The 20104-nt window shown below is 54.1% G+C and carries 6 protein-coding genes; 5 read left to right on the top strand and 1 reads right to left on the bottom strand.

Translation table 11 applies throughout. The features are described 5' to 3' along the window. Window positions 1-6 precede the first annotated feature (6 nt). The 3 genes from AC27N8_RS00765 to AC27N8_RS00755 all read left to right on the top strand — a co-directional run bounded on the left by AC27N8_RS00765 (window position 7) and on the right by AC27N8_RS00755 (window position 15646). Window positions 7-9015 (top strand): amino acid adenylation domain-containing protein, encoded by a 9009-nt coding sequence (locus tag AC27N8_RS00765; RefSeq protein ID WP_487062964.1) that lies wholly within the window; start codon window positions 7-9, stop codon window positions 9013-9015. Further along, window positions 9008-13663: a non-ribosomal peptide synthetase gene (locus AC27N8_RS00760; protein WP_487062962.1), complete on the top strand. Its 4656-nt coding sequence runs from the start codon at window positions 9008-9010 to the stop codon at window positions 13661-13663. The genes AC27N8_RS00765 and AC27N8_RS00760 overlap by 8 nt, the downstream gene beginning before the upstream one ends. A 114-nt stretch (window positions 13664-13777) precedes the next feature. Then, on the top strand, window positions 13778-15646 hold the full coding sequence (locus AC27N8_RS00755) for an ABC transporter ATP-binding protein (RefSeq protein ID WP_487062960.1): 1869 nt from the start codon (window positions 13778-13780) through the stop codon (window positions 15644-15646). A gap of 12 nt (window positions 15647-15658) precedes the next feature. Here the strand turns inward: AC27N8_RS00755 and AC27N8_RS00750 are convergent, their stop codons facing one another. After that, window positions 15659-16999 carry a cytochrome P450 gene (locus AC27N8_RS00750; RefSeq protein WP_487062958.1) on the bottom strand — a complete coding sequence of 447 codons (1341 nt, stop codon included), beginning with the start codon at window positions 16997-16999 and terminating at the stop codon, window positions 15659-15661. Between the two features lie 587 nt (window positions 17000-17586). Here AC27N8_RS00750 and AC27N8_RS00745 point away from each other — a divergent pair. Both AC27N8_RS00745 and AC27N8_RS00740 read left to right on the top strand, forming a co-directional pair. Further along, the gene (locus AC27N8_RS00745; RefSeq protein ID WP_487062956.1) at window positions 17587-18168 is read left to right on the top strand and encodes a hypothetical protein; all 582 of its coding nucleotides are present in this window, start codon (window positions 17587-17589) and stop codon (window positions 18166-18168) included. A gap of 145 nt (window positions 18169-18313) precedes the next feature. Beyond that, entirely contained in the window at window positions 18314-20098 is a 1785-nt protein-coding gene (locus AC27N8_RS00740; protein ID WP_487062954.1) for a non-ribosomal peptide synthetase, read from the top strand. The last annotated feature ends 6 nt before the right edge of the window (window positions 20099-20104 follow it).

The raw sequence follows: 20104 nt of genomic DNA, 5'->3' as shown, positions 1-20104 counted from the left end.
CGGGTCATGCCATTATCCTTTACACAACAAAGGCTCTGGTTCCTTACTCAGCTTGAGCCAATGAACCCTTTCTACAATGTACCAATTGCCTTGCGTCTTTCTGGTCACCTGCAAGTAGCAGAACTTGAAGGGAGTTTACTTGAGATCATACGCCGACACGAAGCTCTACGCACGATCTTTATTCAAGAAAACAAGCAACCACTGCAACGGATTTATTCCTTTGAGCAGCTACCAGCCTCGCTCTTGCGTCTGCATGATCTCAGCGCCTTGCCTCTATCTCAACGAGAAGAGCAAATGGAACGTCTCATCCAGCAAGAGGCCCGGCGTCCATTTCAACTCTCCCATGATCTTATGCTACGTGCCCAACTTTTGCGTCTCCATCCCCAGGAGCATGTGCTACTCTTAACTCTGCACCACATTGCCTCCGACGGTTGGTCTATTGGCATCCTTCATCAGGAATTGAGCACCCTCTATAATGCATCAATCTATGCGTTATCCTCCCCACTGGCTCCTCTGCCAATGCAATATGTAGACTTTGCACTTTGGCAAAGACAATGGCTAAAAACTGAAGAGTTTACCTCTCAATTGCGTTACTGGCGCGATCAGTTGTCAGGACTAAAGCAAATTGAGTTACCAGGTGATTACCCACGTCCTGCCATTCAGACATTTCGCGGTGCGTATCAACGCTTCAAATTAACGAATGGCCTTACAGAGCATCTCAAAATGCTCAGTCAACAGCAAGGTGTCACGCTGTTTATGACCCTACTAACCGCCTTTGCCACCTTGTTGGCACGCTATAGTGGGCAGCAGGATATTGCCATCGGTACCCCCATTGCCAATCGCACACGCCAGGAACTTGAGGGGCTCATCGGGTTCTTCGTCAATACCCTGGTCCTGCGCTGCAATCTCACCGACGATCCCACCTTCTTGCAGGCATTGAAACGAATACGTGAAGTCACGCTGGAGGCTTATACCCATCAGGATCTCCCTTTTATGAAACTAGTTGAGGAGTTGCAACCGGAACGGACGCTCAGTTACAATCCTCTCTGCCAGGTAATTTTTCAACTCCAAAATACCCCTCGACAGCCTCTTTACTTTAATGGATTAACACTCAAACATTTTGAAGCGGACAATCAAACAGCCCGTTTTGATATGACTCTCACAATGCTTGAAACGGAACAGGGTATTACAGGGAGATGGGAATATAATACGGATCTGTTCAGCGCACAGACGATCGAACGGATAGTTGAACATTATCAGACGCTGCTGACAGCGATTGTCGAGGAGCCCGAATGTCCACTTTCCCGACTCTCGATGCTCAGCGAGAGCGAATGCACGCTACTGCTTCAGGACTGGGGCCAGTCCTCTGTGCCCGCTCCCACTGCCTCGGAAGATCTCACGCAGCGCCTGGCGCTCCTGGTCGCCCGCCAACCCGATGCGATCGCCCTTGTCCAGGATGGACAGGCGCTCAGTTATGCGCACCTCCTGGCCCGGGCCACGCAGTATGCCCATCTGCTTCGTCTGGCCGGCGTCACCTCCGAACGCACCGTTGGCCTCCTGCTGCCTCGCTGCCTCGATCAACTCCTGCTCGTCCTGGCGATCCGCCTGGCTGATGGCATCTGTGTCCCCCTGGAGGAGCATCTCCCCCTTGAACGGCTCCGCTTCCAGATCGAGGACGCCCACCTGCACCTGCTCCTGACGCGACAGGAGACCCTGTCTACGCTCCCAGCCCTCCCCTGTCCCGCTCTCCTGCTGGAGCACATGATCACTGCGTCCTCCGCCCAGCCCACCACCCCCGTCCCTACCTGCTCCGATCCAGAGTCGGCCGTCTCCTTCTTCTACACCTCCGGCTCGACTGGCCAGCCCAAAGCCGTCGTGACGCGCCAGCAGGGACTCCTGCGCCTGAGCCAGGATCCCCTCTTTGCCGCGATCGGCTCCGGCGATCGGGTTCTGCAGTATGCTCCGCTGGCCTTCGATGCCTCCTCCTTCGAGTTCTGGGTCTGCCTGCTGCAGGGTGCCTGCCTGGTCTTGGCTCCGGCTGGCACCCTCTCCCTGGGGGAACTGGCGCGCCTGCTGCAGCGCGAGCAGATCAGCATCCTCTGGCTCACCGCCGCCCTCTTCCAGCAGATGATCCAGCAGGAACGAGCCTCCCTGCTCCCGGTGCGTCTCCTGCTGGCGGGCGGCGATGCCCTGGATCCCCAGGCCGTCCAGACCCTGCTGGCCCAGCGCTCTGATCCCCAAACCCGCCTGCTCAACGGCTATGGTCCCACCGAGAACACCACCTTTACCACCTGTGCCCTCCTGCAGCCTACCCCGCTCCCCGCTCCCCATGTCCCCATCGGCCGCCCCCTGCTCGCCACCAGCGTCTACGTGCTTGATGCCCAGTTGCAACCCGTGCCCATCGGCGTCCCGGGCGAGCTCTACACCGGCGGCGATGGGCTGGCGCGTGGCTATCTGCACCAGCCCGCCCTCACCGCCGAGCGCTTCCTGCCCCATCCCTTCAGCCAGGAACCCGGCGCACGCCTCTACCGCACCGGCGATCGCGTCCGCTGGACCACGCAGGGGGAACTGGAGTTCCTGGGACGGCTAGATCAGCAGGTCAAGGTGCGCGGCCATCGCGTCGAACTGGAGGAGATCGAGGCAACCCTGGCTCGCTCGCCGGAAGTCCTGACCTGTGTCGTCCAGCTCCAGACCGAGACCAGTGGCGATCCCCGCCTGGTCGCCTATCTGGAGCCCCGCCGCGAGGCTCGCGCCACGCTGCAGGATAGCCAGCAGGCGGTGGAGCACTGGCGTCATCTCTACGAACAAACCTATACCCCGAGCGGGACCCCAATCGACCCACGCTTCAACACCACCGGCTGGGTCAGCAGTTACAGCGGGCAGCCCCTCTCGGAGCAGGAGATGCTGGCCTGGCTGGAGGAGACGCTGTCCCCGCTGGAAGCGCTGGGAGCTCGCCGCATCCTGGAGATTGGCTGTGGCACCGGACTGCTCCTCACCCGCCTGGCTCCTCAGGCCGAGGTCTATTATGGCACCGATTTCTCCCCGGTGGTGCTGCAGCAAGTGCGGGCGCATGTGGCGTCGCAAGCAACCTGGGGAGACCGGGTCCAGCTCTTTGAGCAGACCGCCGATCAGGTGCGCACGCTGCCCATCGCCGCTGGCTCGCTGGATCTGATCATCCTCAACTCGGTCGTGCAGTACTTTCCTGATGCCGCCTATCTGCGTCAGGTGCTCCAGGATGCCCTGACCCTGCTGGCGCCCGGTGGCGTGCTCTTTCTCGGCGATGTGCGCAGCCTGCCCCTGCTCACCACCTATCATACCGCTGTCCAGGTAGCACATGCCCCCGAGACCCTGACGCGAGCCCATCTCCAGCATCACATCCAGCGCCAGGTGCTGCTGGAGGAAGAACTGGTGCTGGCTCCGCGCTTCTTTGTGCACTGGGCACAGCAGCAGCCGGCGATTGCCGATCTGCAGCTCTGGCCCAAAGGCGGGCACGAGCACAACGAGCTGACCCAGTTCCGCTATCAACTCCTGCTGCGCACCCATGCTCCCCAGGCTGAGGACAAAGTCAGCGCTGAACCAGCGTCAGACGATCCCCAGGGGACCTGGTGGACAACATCGCTCACGCCGCAGACCTGGTCCGTGCTGGAGCACACCTTGCAGGCCCCCTCCCGCACCTGGCTGGGCATCCGCGATGTCCCCAACGCTCGTCTCAGTTCCCTGCTCGCCGCCACCCGCTGGCTCAGCGGTACCACCGGACCACAGACGCTGGGGGAATGGCACGCGTCGCAGCACACCGACCAGGAGCCAGGCATCGAGCCGGAAGCGCTACGAACCCTGGGAGCGCACCTGGGCTATCGCGTCCAGTTCAGCTGGCTCCGCCACGACGAGCAGGGACGCTATGATGTCCTCTTTGTCCGTCCCACCTGCTCATCTGTTCCGGTCTTTCCGACGCTCCATCTGCGAGAGGACCGACTGGCAGAACAGCCAACCACCAACTTTCCTCAGGAAGGGCAACGCCTGCGCACCCTCCCACTGCGGCTACGACAGGACGCGCTGGAGCAGTTGCCCGACTATATGGTTCCGGCCACCTTTGTGCTGATGCCCTCCTGGCCACTCACCCCCAACGGCAAGCTGGATCGGCGTGCCCTGCCACCACCGCTCTGGTCGGAGCGTCCTGCCGTTGCCCAGGCCCTGATCCTGCCACGCACCCCGCTGGAAGAGATTGTCGCCGAGATCTGGCAACAGGTGCTGGGAATTGCCCAGATTGGCGTGGATGATGACTTCTTTGCCCTGGGTGGTCACTCGCTGTTGGCTACCCAGGTCATTGCCCGTCTCCGCGACGCCCTTCAGCTTGAACTGCCTCTGCGCACCCTCTTCGAGGCTCCCACCATTAGCCAGTTCGCCCAGCAACTGGACCGAGTAATCCATGCTCAGCACGGTATCAGTGCTCCTCCACTGCTCCCTATCGATCGGCGGCAGCCCCTTCCTCTTTCTTTTGCGCAGCAGCGGCTCTGGTTCCTGGATCAACTCGTCCCGGGAAACGCTTTCTACAATGTCCCGATCGCCTTACGCCTTGCGGGACCCCTCCAGGTGTCTGCGCTTGCCCGCAGTCTGCAAGAGATCGTCCGACGGCACGAGGCGTTGCGAACACACTTTGTCCTGGTCCAGAGTCTTCCGATGCAACAAATACGCCCGCTGGATCACCTCCCGACCTCGCTCTTGCGTCTGCATGATCTCAGCGCCTTGCCTCTGCCTCAACGAGAAGAGCAGATGGAGCGTCTCATCCAACAAGAGGCGCGACATCCATTTCAACTCTCCCATGATCTTCTCTTGCGTGCCCGGCTCCTGCGCCTCCATCCCCAGGAACATGTGCTGCTCCTGACTCTGCACCATATTGCCTCCGACGGTTGGTCCATGGGTATCCTTCATCAGGAACTGAGCACGCTCTATAACGCTTTTGAACAGCAACAGCCCTCACCACTTCCTCCCCTCGCGATCCAATACGCAGACTTTTCACACTGGCAAAGGACCTGGTTGCAGGGTGATGTGCTCCAAACCCATCTGGATTACTGGAGCACACAGCTACGTGGACTCCCTCCCTTGCTCCTCCCACAGGACTTCGCGCGTCCCACCGTGGAAACCTTTCGAGGAGCGCGTCAGCATATGCTGATTCCACACGCGCTGGTCACCCGGCTCAAAACGCTCAGCCAACAGCAGGGTGTCACACTGTTTATGACCCTGTTGACTGCCTTTGCCACCTTGCTGGCACGCTATAGTGGGCAACAGGATATTGCCATCGGTACCCCCATTGCCAATCGCACACGCCAGGAACTTGAGGGACTCATTGGGTTCTTCGTCAACACCCTGGTCCTGCGCTGCAATCTCACCGACGATCCCACCTTCTTGCAGGCGTTGCAACGAATACGTGAAGTCACGCTGGAGGCCTACACCCATCAAGATCTCCCCTTTGAACAGATCGTGGAAGAGCTGCAACCGGAACGGACGCTTGGACACAACCCTCTCTGCCAGGTCCTCTTTCAGCTCCAAAATACGCCTCGGTCAAATATTTCTTTTAATAAATTAACGCGACAGCACTTCGATGCGGATAATCAAACAGCTCGTTTTGATCAGGTCTTCTCACTTATTGAGACAGATCAAGGAATAGCAGGTATTTGGGAATATAATACGGATCTGTTCAGCGCACAGACGATTGAACGGATGGTTGAACACTATCAGACGCTGCTGACAGCGATTGTCGAGGAGCCCGAATGTCCACTTTCCCGACTCTCGATGCTCAGCGAGAGCGAACGCACGCTACTGCTTCAGGACTGGGGCCAGTCCTCTGTGCCCGCTCCCACTGCCTCGGAAGATCTCACGCAGCAACTGGCGCACCTGGTCGCCCGCCAACCCGATGCGATCGCCCTTGTCCAGGATGGACAGGCGCTCAGTTATGCGCACCTCCTGGCCCGAGCCACGCAGTATGCCCATCTGCTCCGTCTGGCCGGCGTCACCTCCGAACGCACCGTTGGTCTCTTGCTGCCTCGCTGCCTTGATCAACTCCTGCTCGTCCTGGCGATCCGCCTGGCTGACGGCGTCTGTGTCCCCCTGGAGGAGCATCTCCCCCTTGAACGACTCCGCTTCCAGATCGAGGACGCCCACCTGCACCTGCTCCTGACGCAACAGGAGACCCTGTCTACGCTCCCAGCCCTCCCCTGTCCCGCTCTCCTGCTGGAGCACATGATCACTGCGTCCTCCGCCCAACCCACCACCCCCGTCCCTACCTGCTCCGATCCAGAGTCGGCCGTCTCCTTCTTCTACACCTCCGGCTCGACCGGCCAGCCCAAAGCCGTCGTGACGCGCCAGCAGGGACTCCTGCGCCTGAGTCAGGATCCTCTCTTTGCCGCGATCGGCTCCGGCGATCGGGTTCTGCAGTATGCTCCGCTGGCCTTCGATGCCTCCTCCTTCGAGTTCTGGGTCTGCCTGCTGCAAGGTGCCTGCCTGGTCCTGGCTCCGGCTGGCACCCTCTCCCTGGGGGAACTGGCGCGCCTGCTGCAGCGCGAGCAGATCAGCGTCCTCTGGCTCACCGCCGCCCTCTTCCAGCAGATGATCCAGCAGGAACGAGCCTCCCTGCTCCCGGTGCGTCTCCTGCTGGCGGGCGGCGATGCCCTGGATCCCCAGGCCGTCCAGACCCTGCTGGCCCAGCGCTCTGATCCCCAAACCCGCCTGCTCAACGGCTATGGTCCCACCGAGAACACCACCTTTACCACCTGTGCTCTCCTGCAGCCTACCACGCGACCTGCTCCCCATGTCCCCATTGGGCGTCCCCTGCTCGCCACCAGCGTCTACGTGCTTGATGCCCAACTGCAACCCGTGCCCATCGGCGTCCCGGGCGAGCTCTACACCGGCGGCGATGGGCTGGCGCGTGGCTATCTGCACCAGCCCGCCCTCACCGCCGAGCGCTTCCTACCCCATCCCTTCAGCCAGGAACCCGGCGCACGCCTCTACCGCACCGGCGATCGCGTCCGCTGGACCACGCAGGGGGAACTGGAGTTCCTGGGACGGCTAGATCAGCAGGTCAAGGTGCGCGGCCATCGCGTCGAACTGGAGGAGATCGAGGCGACCCTGGCTCGCTCGCCGGAAGTCCTGACCTGCGTCGTCCAGCTCCAGACCGAGACCAGTGGCGATCCCCGCCTGGTCGCCTATCTGGAGCCCCGCCGCGAGGCTCGCGCCACGCTGCAGGATAGCCAGCAGGCGGTGGAGCACTGGCGTCATCTCTACGAACAAACCTATACCCCGACTGGGACCCCGATCGACCCACGCTTCAACACCACCGGCTGGGTCAGCAGTTACAGCGGGCAGCCCCTCTCAGAGCAGGAGATGCTGGCCTGGCTGGAGGAGACCCTGGCTCCGCTGGAAGCCCTGGGAGCACGCCGCATCCTGGAGATTGGCTGTGGCACCGGACTGCTCCTCACCCGCCTGGCTCCTCAGGCCGAGGTCTATTATGGCACCGATTTCTCCCCGATGGTGCTGCAGCAAGTGCGGGCGCATGTGGCGTCGCAAGCAGCCTGGGGAGACCGGGTCCAGCTCTTTGAGCAGACTGCCGATCAGGTGCGCACGCTGCCTATCGCCGCTGGCTCGCTGGATCTGATCATCCTCAACTCGGTCGTGCAGTACTTTCCTGATGCCGCCTATCTGCGTCAGGTGCTCCAGGATGCCCTGACCCTGCTGGCGCCTGGCGGCGTCCTCTTCCTCGGCGATGTGCGCAGCCTGCCCCTGCTCACCACCTATCATACCGCTGTCCAGGTAGCACATGCCCCCGAGACCCTGACGCGAGCCCATCTCCAGCATCACATCCAGCGCCAGGTGCTGCTGGAGGAAGAACTGGTGCTCGCCCCAGGCTTCTTTGTGCACTGGGCACAGCAGCAGCCGACGATTGCCGATCTGCAGCTCTGGCCCAAAGGCGGGCACGAGCACAACGAACTGACCCAGTTCCGCTATCAACTCTTGCTACGCACCCATCCCGCTCAGCCACTGGAGGAAGCAACAAAAGCGGCAGCAGACGATCCCCAGGGGACCTGGTGGACGACATCGCTCACGCCGCAGACCTGGCCTGAGCTGGAGCACACCTTGCAGGACCCCTCCCGCACCTGGCTAGGCATCCGCGATGTCCCCAACGCTCGTCTCAGTTCTTTGCTCGCCGCCACCCGCTGGCTCAGCGGTACCACGGGACCGCAGACGCTGGGGGAATGGCACGCGTCGCAGCACGCTGACCAGGAGCCAGGCTTCGAGCCGGAAGCGTTGCGAGCCCTGGGAGCGCACCTGGGCTATCGCGTCCAGTTCAGCTGGCTCCGCCACGACGAGCAGGGACGCTATGATGTCCTCTTTGTCCGTCCCACCTGCTCATCCGTTCCGGTCTTTCCGACACTCCATCTGCGAGAGGACCGACTGGCAGAACAGCCAACCACCAACTTTCCTCAGGAAGGGCAACGCCTGCGCACCCTCCCACTGCGGCTACGACAGGACGCCCTGGAGCAGTTGCCCGACTACATGGTTCCGGCCACCTTTGTGCTGATGCCCTCCTGGCCACTTACCCCCAACGGCAAGCTGGATCGGCGTGCCCTGCCACCACCGCTCTGGTCGGAGCGTCCTGCCGTTGAACAGGCTCTAATCCTGCCGCGTACCCCGCTGGAAGAGATTGTCGCCGAGATCTGGCAACAGGTGCTGGGAATTGCCCAGATCGGTGTGGACGATGACTTCTTTGCCCTGGGTGGTCACTCGCTACTGGCCACCCAGGTCATTGCTCGTCTGCGCGACGCCCTTCAGCTTGAACTGCCTCTGCGCACCCTTTTCGAGGCTCCTACTATTGCTGCGTTTACAGAACACATCGTACAGCAATTCTTGCAAAATATAGATGAAGATATGCTGGGCGATATTGAACAATTATCTATAGATGAAACACAAATTCTTCTTCAAAAGGAACAAGATATATTCGAGAAAGAGGACATGAATGGATGATATAACAAAACGCATAGGTAACCTCGATCCTGAAAAGTTAAAATTGCTTCTACTGAAAGCGAGTAAAAAGACAACCGCTAACGCGCTGCCCACGACCATTGTGCGCAGAAAAAATCTAGAGAGAGCGCCGCTTTCTTATGCGCAACAGCGACTCTGGTTTTTAAATCAACTAGCCCCTGCTAATCCCTTTTATAACGTACCACTTGTTTTACGTCTGAAAGGCCCAATACAGACACAAGCATTAGAACAGAGTATCTATGAAATATTACTGCGGCATGAAACATTACGCACAACATTTATCTATGATCAAACTGAGCTTGTGCAAAATATTCTCCCCTCAACAAGTCTCAACACTCAGCCCTTACTCATCTTAGATGTGAGTCACTTACCAGACAAACGGCGAGAGCAAGAAGTACAACATCTCATTCTCCGAGAAGCGCGTCAACCATTTGACCTGGCGCAGGATTTGATGTTACGCGCACGGTTACTACGCATTGGAGAACAAGAGCATGTTTTGTTACTAACGTTGCACCACGTATCCTGTGACGGTTGGTCTTTAGGGATTATTCATTACGAAATAAGTACCCTTTACAACGCCATCATAGATCACCAACAATCACCATTAACGCCATTACCTATTCAGTACGCAGATTTCTCGCAGTGGCAGCGATACACGTTACAAGGAGAAATTCTTACCTCTCACTTAGATTACTGGCGAAAACACCTATCACATTTACCACAACTTGAAATACCTTATGACTATCCTCGCCCAGCAATCGAAACCTTCCGAGGGGCTTATTGCCGAGTTCGTATTTCTCTATTACTAACGCAACATTTGAAAGAGCTCAGTCAACGATCAGGTACAACCTTGTTTATGACGCTTCTGACAGCCTTTGCGACGTTATTAGCATTTTATACAGGGCAGGTGGATTTAGCGATAGGGACTCCTATCGCTAATCGAACCCACAAAGAGCTTGAAGGTCTCATCGGATTCTTCGTCAATACGCTGGTCATTCGTTGCAACCTGACAGGTGATCCGACATTTCTTCAAGCATTACAACGTGTGCGAGAAGAGACACTTGGTGCCTACACGCATCAAGATCTTCCCTTTGAGAAAATTGTTGAGGAGCTACAACCGGAACGGACACTCAGTCACAATCCACTTTGCCAGGTCCTCTTTCAGCTTCAAAATACGCCTCGTCAATCTTTTGCGTTTAAGAATCTCAGTATACGAGCTTTTGATACCGATAATCAGACCGCACGCTTCGATCAAGTCTTCTCTTTATCTGAAAGCGATCAAGGACTCATTGGAAGATGGGAATATAATACAGATCTGTTCAGCGCACAGACGATCGAACGGATGGTTGAACACTATCAGACGCTGCTGGAAGCCATTGTCGCACACCCGGAGCATCCACTTTCCCAACTCTCGATGCTCAGCGAGGCCGAACGCACGCTATTGCTCCAGGACTGGGGCCAGTCCTCTGTGCCCGCTCCCACTGCCTCGGAAGATCTCACGCAGCGCCTGGCGCTCCTGGTCGCCCGCCAACCCGATGCGATCGCCCTTGTCCAGGATGGACAGGCACTCAGTTATGCGCACCTCCTGGCCCGGGCCACGCAGTATGCCCATCTGCTCCGTCTGGCCGGCGTCACCTCCGAACGCACCGTTGGTCTCTTGCTGCCTCGCTGCCTCGATCAACTCCTGCTCGTTCTGGCGATCCGCCTGGCCGACGGCGTCTGTGTCCCCCTGGAGGAGCATCTCCCCCTTGAACGGCTCCGCTTCCAGATCGAGGACGCCCACCTGCACCTGCTCCTGACGCGACAGGAGACCCTGTCTACGCTCCCAGTCCTCCCCTGTCCCGCTCTCCTGCTGGAGCACATGATCACCGCGTCCTCCGCCCAGCCCACCACCCCCGTCCCTACCTGCTCCGATCCAGAGTCGGCCGTCTCCTTCTTCTACACCTCCGGCTCGACCGGCCAGCCCAAAGCCGTCGTGACGCGCCAGCAAGGACTCCTGCGCCTGAGTCAGGATCCCCTCTTTGCCGCGATTGGCTCCGGCGATCGGGTTCTGCAGTATGCTCCGCTGGCCTTCGATGCCTCCTCCTTCGAGTTCTGGGTCTGCCTGCTGCAGGGTGCCTGCCTGGTCTTGGCTCCGGCTGGCACCCTCTCTCTGGGTGAACTGGCGCGCCTGCTGCAGCGCGAGCAGATCAGCGTCCTCTGGCTCACCGCCGCCCTCTTCCAGCAGATGATCCAGCAGGAACGAGCCTCCCTGCTCCCGGTGCGTCTCCTGCTGGCGGGCGGCGATGCCCTGGATCCCCAGGCCGTCCAGACCCTGCTGGCCCAGCGCTCTGACCCCCAAACCCGCCTGCTCAACGGTTATGGTCCCACCGAGAACACCACCTTTACCACCTGTGCCCTCCTGCAGCCTACCACGCGACCCGCTCCCCATGTCCCCATCGGCCGCCCCCTGCTCGCCACCAGCGTCTACGTGCTTGATGCCCAACTGCAACCCGTGCCCATCGGCGTCCCGGGCGAGCTCTACACCGGCGGCGATGGGCTGGCGCGTGGCTATCTGCACCAGCCCGCCCTCACCGCCGAGCGCTTCCTGCCCCATCCCTTCAGCCAGGAACCCGGCGCACGCCTCTACCGCACCGGCGATCGCGTCCGCTGGACCACGCAGGGGGAACTGGAGTTCCTGGGACGGCTAGATCAGCAGGTCAAGGTGCGCGGCCATCGCGTCGAACTGGAGGAGATCGAGGCGACCCTGGCTCGCTCGCCAGAAGTCCTGACCTGTGTCGTCCAACTCCAGACCGAGACCAGTGGCGATCCCCGCCTGGTTGCCTATCTTGAGCCCCGCCGCGAGGCTCGCGCCACGCTGCAGGACAGCCAGCAGGCGGTGGAGCACTGGCGTCACCTCTATGAACAAACCTATACCCCGAGCGGGACCCCGGTCGATCCACGCTTCAACACCACCGGTTGGGTCAGCAGTTACAGCGGGCAGCCCCTCTCAGAGCAGGAGATGCTGGCCTGGCTGGAGGAGACCCTGGCTCCGCTGGAAGCCCTGGGAGCACGCCGCATCCTGGAGATTGGCTGTGGCACCGGACTGCTCCTCACCCGCCTGGCTCCTCAGGCCGAGGTCTATTATGGCACCGATTTCTCCCCGGTGGTGCTACAGCAAGTACGGGAGCATGTGGCGTCGCAAGCAACCTGGGGAGACCGGGTCCAGCTCTTTGAGCAGACCGCCGATCAGGTGCGCACGCTGCCCATCGCCGCCGGCTCGCTGGATCTGATCATCCTCAACTCGGTTGTGCAGTACTTTCCTGATGCCGCCTATCTGCGTCAGGTGCTCCAGGATGCCCTGACCTTGCTGGCGCCTGGTGGCGTGCTCTTTCTCGGCGATGTGCGCAGCCTGCCCCTGCTTACCACCTATCATACCGCTGTCCAGGTAGCACATGCCCCCGAGACCCTGACGCGAGCTCATCTCCAGCATCACATCCAGCGCCAGGTGCTGCTGGAGGAAGAACTGGTGCTCGCCCCAGGCTTCTTTGTGCACTGGGCACAGCAGCAGCCGGCGATTGCCGATCTGCAGCTCTGGCTCAAAGGCGGGCACGAGCACAACGAACTGACCCAGTTCCGCTATCAACTCTTGCTACGCACCCATCCCGCTCAGCCACTGGGGGAAGCAACAAAAGCAGCAGCAGACGATCCCCAGGGGACCTGGTGGACGACATCGCTCACGCCGCAGACCTGGCCTGAGCTGGAGCACACCTTGCAGGACCCCTCCCGCACCTGGCTAGGCATCCGCGATGTCCCCAACGCTCGTCTCAGTTCTTTGCTCGCCGCCACCCGCTGGCTCAGCGGTACCACGGGACCGCAGACGCTGGGGGAATGGCACGCGTCGCAGCACGCTGACCAGGAGCCAGGCTTCGAGCCGGAAGCGTTGCGAGCCCTGGGAGCGCACCTGGGCTATCGCGTCCAGTTCAGCTGGCTCCGCCACGACGAGCAGGGACGCTATGATGTCCTCTTTGTCCGTCCCACCTGCTCATCCGTTCCGGTCTTTCCGACACTCCATCTGCGAGAGGACCGACTGGCAGAACAGCCAACCACCAACTTTCCTCAGGAAGGGCAACGCCTGCGCACCCTCCCACTGCGGCTACGACAGGACGCCCTGGAGCAGTTGCCCGACTATATGGTTCCGGCTACCTTTGTGCTGATGCCCTCCTGGCCACTCACCCCCAACGGCAAGCTGGATCGGCGTGCCCTGCCACCACCGCTCTGGTCGGAGCGTCCTGCCGTTGAACAGGCTCTAATCCTGCCGCGCACCCCGCTGGAAGAGATCGTCGCCGAGATCTGGCAACAGGTGCTGGGAATTGCCCAGATCGGTGTGGACGATGACTTCTTTGCCCTGGGTGGTCACTCGCTACTGGCCACCCAGGTCATTGCTCGTCTGCGCGACGCCCTTCAGCTTGAACTGCCCCTGCGCACCCTCTTCGAGGCTCCCACCATCATTGGATTAATTCAATCTTTACTCACAAATGAAACAGTCTCTGGTCAGATAGAAAAAAGGGCAGCAATTTATCAAAAGGTAAATCGCATGTCAGAAAGTGAAATTAAAATGCTACTGCTGCAAAAAAAAGCAAAAAAGTAACCTTCTCTTCGCATGCGGAAACGTAATTTCTTCTATCCGTTAAAATAAATCATTAGAAGGGATAAGAGTAAAACTGAATCCAATGGTAGGATTCAGTTTTATAGATCAACAGTCATGATCAAAACATTCAACCAAACCAACAATACAAATAATAACGCCAACCGACAAACAGGTGAAACCTTTACCATCAAAAAGGTTTTTTTAGCTTTTGCAGGTATCCCTCGCGTTGTGGGTATCGTATGGTCTGCTAGTGCACCTCTCACGCTCGGCATGGCTTTTTTTACTTTCATTGGAGGGATGACGCCTCTGGCTAATGCGATTGTCGCCCGCTTGCTCCTCGATAACGTTATTTTATCGTTTACGCATCACACCATAAATAATATCTGGTTTCCTGTCATATTACAGATGGTAATCAATATCCTTGATCGGGTTTGCAGCATACTCAACACACTACTACAAACGTTATTGCAAGAACGAGTTGCTGCATACATTCAGTTGCTTATCTTACGCAAAGCAAGTACATTGGATCTGGCCTTCTTTGAAGATGCGGAATTTCATGACAAATTGCGGCATGCCACACAGGAATCTTTGAGCAAGCCGCTCATGATGATATCGCAAACATTTAATCTTATAAGAGCTGCAATTACACTTATTTCAATGGTTGCTCTTCTTTTCCATCTCGTATGGTGGTTAGTACTTGCAGCAATTATCATTCCCCTACCTTCATTTATCGCCAATAGCAAATATGGCTTACAAGGATATTGGCTTATGCGTTGGCAATCGCCTGAAAAGCGGCAGCAAGCATACATCAATCAGCTTTTGACACTTGACGATTTCAATAAGGAGATCAAGCTTTTTAATCTAAGCAACTTCTTTATTAAACGCTATGAGAAACTAGCAGAAAAATTCTATTACGAAGATAAAAATCTGCAAGCAGCACGTAATTTCACAAGCGTGTTCTGGGCCATCTTATCCGTACTTGCCAATTCATCTGTGTATTTCTATGTCGCCCTTCAAGCAGCATTAGGGAATATTACTATTGGATCTCTCTCTCAATACACAATCGCAGTCAATCAAGTTGGACAAAGCGTCCAGGGAATTTTAGATGGAACATCGAATATGTATGAAAATAATCTTTTCGTCAATACAGTATTTGAGTTCTTAAGCTATAAACCGCGCATCACTTCACCCATTAATCCTCTTTCTATCGAGCTACCTCCCTCTAGCAAGGGCCTGACGATTGAGTTTAAAAATGTCAGTTTTACTTATCCGGATAAGTCGGAGCCAGCGTTAAACGACATCAGTTTTAATCTACGCGCGGGGGAGACAATTGCCATAGTAGGAAGCAACGGTGCAGGAAAAACAACCCTGGTCAAACTATTAACTCGTCTCTATGATCCTGATCAAGGGGAGATACTGATCTCAGGGCAAAATATCAAGAATTACGAACTAACCGCATTGCGTGACCAGATTGGTGTTATCTTTCAGGATTATGTACGCTATGCCTTAACGGCACAGGATAATATTGGCGTAGGACGCGTAGAGGATATTACTAACCTGGAAATGATCAAAAATGCAGCGCATAAAAGTGGTGCGGATACTATCATTAACAAATTACATGATGGCTATGAAACAATGTTGGGACGCTGGTTTTACAAAGGAACACAGCTAAGTGGTGGCGAATGGCAGAAAATTGCTATTGCACGTGCATTTATGCGTGAAGCACGTATTCTTATCCTTGATGAGCCTACCAGCGCACTGGATGCGCAGGCCGAATATGATGTCTTTAATAGCTTCCGTTCACTTTCCGCAGGAAAAACAACCATCTTTATCAGCCATAGATTCAGCACTGTTCGCCTGGCTGATCGAATTTTCGTTATCGAGCAGGGAAAGATTATTGAAAGTGGTTCTCATGCAGATTTAATGAGCCAGCAAGGAAGGTATGCAGAACTCTTTAATCTCCAGGCCGATGCATATAGGTAATAATAAAGATTTTTAACCCTTTCTGTGTGAGTGCTCTCTTTTGCCAATGACTTTGAGGTGGAGATTTTTTTCCAGTAAACCGAGTGGTTCATGTACAGAAAATGTATAGTCAGGTGGATCTATTGCCAGGCGATAATTTCTCAAAATTGTTGCCACAATCACCATAATCTGTACCTCTGCAATACCTGCTCCTAAACAGGTATGGTCTCCCAAGCCAAAGGGGGCATACACCCCACGTTGCCGATGCTCATTACGAGGAGCGTGAAAGCGATCAACATCAAACGTTTCTGGTTCTGGAAAAAATTCGGGGAGAAAGTGTGGGGCGGTCATTGGAACAAAGACATTATCACCAACAACCAGTTGGTAGCCAGCGAAGGTAAATGGTTTGATTACTCGTGCTACATGTGCATTTGCCACCGGGTAGAGGCGTAATGTTTCCATTGCAGCCCCTTGAAGCGCCTGCATTCCCTTTAAGATATCCCAGGTAACTGACCCTTGTTCAAATGCAACGTCTATCTCGTCCAGGATACGTGCATAGACCTGAGGATTTTTTAGTAATGCGTAAAAGATAGAACAACAAGTACGTGCCGTTGTCAGCCCTGCGAGAAAAGGGGTAAGCGCTACACTATAGAGTATTTGATCCGGATAAGCGTCAGGATATTTTGCCGCATCCGCTAAAAGATCATCCACCAGATCATGCTTTCCATTTTCAGGGGGGGGAGTACGATGTTTCTCAAGAATTTGAGAGCCTAATTGGGAGACACGTTTCTGAGCATGGAAATATTCCTGAGAATGAATTTCTTCGGTTTTAGGTTGACCAATAGCTGTACCCAACTTTTCCAAATAAAAAATGATGTCTGGAAAATATTCACCAGGCCCATGCCCCACCAGAAACAGGCCTAATTGCTCAACAACAATCCTTTGTATACGAGATAAAGCCGTAAAAATTTCCCCTTCCTTCCAATCCGCAAATTGTTGTGCAACTTCTATCATACGAGGAATATCGTATATCACCCGTGTCCGTGAATAATAACGGCTACTCCTCGCTCGATGGGCACGATTTGCCTCTCCATCTCGAATACGTGCTACCTTACCAGATTCTAGATTATCATATAAATCTTGCCAGTGTTCCTGCGTTGTAAAATAGTCATTTTCGTAACGTGAAACGAATGTATTTGCATCAGGCCCCATCATAACAACCAATGGGGCCTTACCAATACGAGGAAGACGAAAAATAGGCCCCATTTTTCGATAATGCTCGACGAGAATATGAGGAGACATTCCTTTCCGCTCACCTTCGGGAAGATCGGGCGGGAAAGAAACGTAAGAAGTATCATCTTGCTGTAAATCCATTTTCGTGATTTCGTAACGCTAGTCCTCCTTTGCTTTCACAAAAGAGTAAAAAGGCTACTACTCCTTTCGTATGTATGATCGCTGCTCGTATTGGCTCTAAGAGATTGGGAACCGTTGATCAAGAAGATCGTAACGATATACATCCATTCTGTTCATCCCGGCGACCATTCATCAATGCAGATAGATACCATTCAAGAGATTCCGGTAGGTCTTTCCCTTCATGCACAAGTGAATAGAAAAGCACATATACATATATATGATAATTAAATTTCGTGAATTGTCAATATTCAGTGAGTATAAAATTATTGAAGATTCTGATCCAATAAAATCACCAGGCTGTAAGAAATTACAGAGTTTCAGGAAAAGAGATTGCTTTATTTGACCTGATAAATTGTTTTGAGTTATACTTCTATAGAGTTATAGTGACAGAGGTTATTAATCACTCAAGAACAATAAAGGCTCATTTTCAGTGATAGCGTCAAACTTCCAGTTGGTTGGTGCCTGCTAACTGCATTTCGTTGCAGACATTCTTGTAGATTGTACATATTCGTTGTCACAATTTTGTTGACCTGAGGATGGTAAAAACTATGGAGCAAAAAAAAAACATAGAAGTTATTCACTACTACAAAGACCATTATCCATTTCGCTCATGGGTGAGCGAAACCTTAGGAGTAGCAGATCTAGAGCAGCTTCATAAGAACAAAGAGTGTGAGCAGTTTACAAACCATCTTGAAAAAATAGAGCATTTTCGTGCTATGTTGAAAGCAAATTTTGACGAAATCCTCCCTACTTTTTTACGATTTGTGACCCGAGAACTCTCTCCACAATGGGGAAAAATCCGCTTATACCAGAGCCCTCCCACATTCCGATTGCATTTTGATGGCGATCCGACCGTTTCAGCGTTTCACAGAGATCGAGATTTTGGCATGCCGACCGACTGGTTAAATGTGTGGCTTCCTGTGACGCATGTCTATGGCAATAATACTATCTGGGTTGAGACGCATGAAGGATCAGAAGATTTTGAGCCGGTTGAGCTTGAGTACGGCGAGGCTCTTGTCTTTGATGGTGCTAATTTACGGCATGGCAGCTTCAAAAATGATTCTGGCTCAACCCGCATCAGTATGGATTTTCGTTTTCATCCCGATGAAATAGTTTTGACGCCCAATTAATGCCTTCACTTGCGGAGGAATAAAACAATTCTTCTCTCATCACCGCTATGGGACATGGATATTCTTTTATCTGGGTTTCTCGTATCACGGGATAGGTCTTCTGGAAATAGAACGCTTTTTGAAAAGAAAGGAAGAAGCAATTCCTATGCAACTTGAAGGACAATCTCTTATCCACAAACTTTTTGAAGCACAGGTACAACGTTCTCCTGACGCGATCGCCGTCTTATTTCAAACAAGCGCTCTAACCTATCAACAACTTCATATCCAAAGTGATCGTCTGGCCTGCTATCTCCAACGTATCGGTGTCGGACCTGAAGTGCGAGTGGGCCTTTACTTCGAACGTTCTCTGGAAGTTGTTGTAGCGATATTGGGCATACTCAAAGCCGGGGGAGTGTATGTGCCATTGGATCCTCATTATCCTCAGGAACGGCTGGCTTTTATACTCACCGATGCTCAGATATCTTTTGTAGTCACTCAGCCACATCTGAGTGACTACATCGCTCTTTATAATATCAAAAGTATCCTTTTCAGCGCGTTTGAGGATACTGAAGCACCAAAATCATTGACATATCATATAGAACCGCACAATGCAGCTTATATCATTTATACATCCGGTACAACAGGTCACCCTAAAGGCGTTGTGATAGAACATCGCAGCCTCTGCGCTATCATCGATGCTCAGATACAAGGCTTTCATATTTCTCCAGATCAACGCATCTTACAATTTGCGTCAATAAGCTTTGATGCGTCTCTTTCGGAATTCTTTACAGCTCTCTGTTCTGGCGCGACACTGGTAGCATTACCGGAAGAATTCATATACATGCATACATATTTTCCCGATTTTGTACGTGAAGAAGCAATTACAACGATAACATTACCTCCATCAATCCTGACAGCACAGCAATCCCTCACAAATTTTTCAACCATACATACTCTTATTGTGGCGGGAGAAGCATGTTCAATAGATATTTTTGAACGTTGGGCAGAGACAGAGCGAACTATTTTTAATGCGTATGGACCTACTGAAGCCACTATCTGCTGTACAATCAATCGCTGGCTTCCAGGAGTAAGCGCTCGCTGTATTGGAGAGCCACTTCCTGATCTGTATTGCTACATTTTAGACGAGTTTTTACACATACTCTCTCCTGGATCTATCGGAGAGCTTTACATAGGAGGAATCGGGGTGGCTCGGGAATACCTTGGCTTACCATCTCTGACCGCCGAGCGTTTTATCCCTGATCCATTTGGTCGTCATGGAGCACGTCTATATAAAAGTGGGGATTTCGGACGCTATCTCGCAGATGGATCGCTAGAATTTGTCGGACGTCAGGATCAGCAAGTCAAGTTTCATGGATTCCGTATTGAGTTAGGCGAAATTGAAGCAGTGCTTTTGCATCATCCGTTGATACAAGGAGCGGTCGTTCAATTTCATGAAGAGGTCCATGGAAAGCAGCAACTTTTTGCATATATCACCGTACTTCCCGGGTCTGATGACTGCTCTCCAGATGAATTGCGCAGCTACCTTGAAAAGTATCTGCCTGCATATATGATTCCATCTGGTTTTATTTCTATGTATGCCTTCCCCCTGACACCAAACGGAAAAATAGATAAAAAATCCTTATATGTTCTAAAAGCTCTCAAAGAAAAAGAGGATGGAGAAATCGTGTCTCCACGCTCTCCGCTTGAGGTGGCCCTGGCTGAGATTTGGAAGGTGGTTCTCAGTATGGACGATGAAGAGCGTTTCAGCATCTATGATAACTTCTTTGAATTAGGAGGACACTCGTTAAATATCACCAGTCTGCTTTTACAGATCAAACAGGTCATCCATATAGATGTAAGTATTTCTGAGATTATCAATGCACCAACTGTGATTGAATTGTCTGAATTAATCACAGATAAAAAAAGAGAAATATACACGGGTAGCGACTGACATAAA

The sequence above is a fragment of the Dictyobacter sp. Z7_2 genome, assembly GCF_057551105.1.
This window is presented reverse-complemented; position numbering and strand designations above follow the sequence as displayed.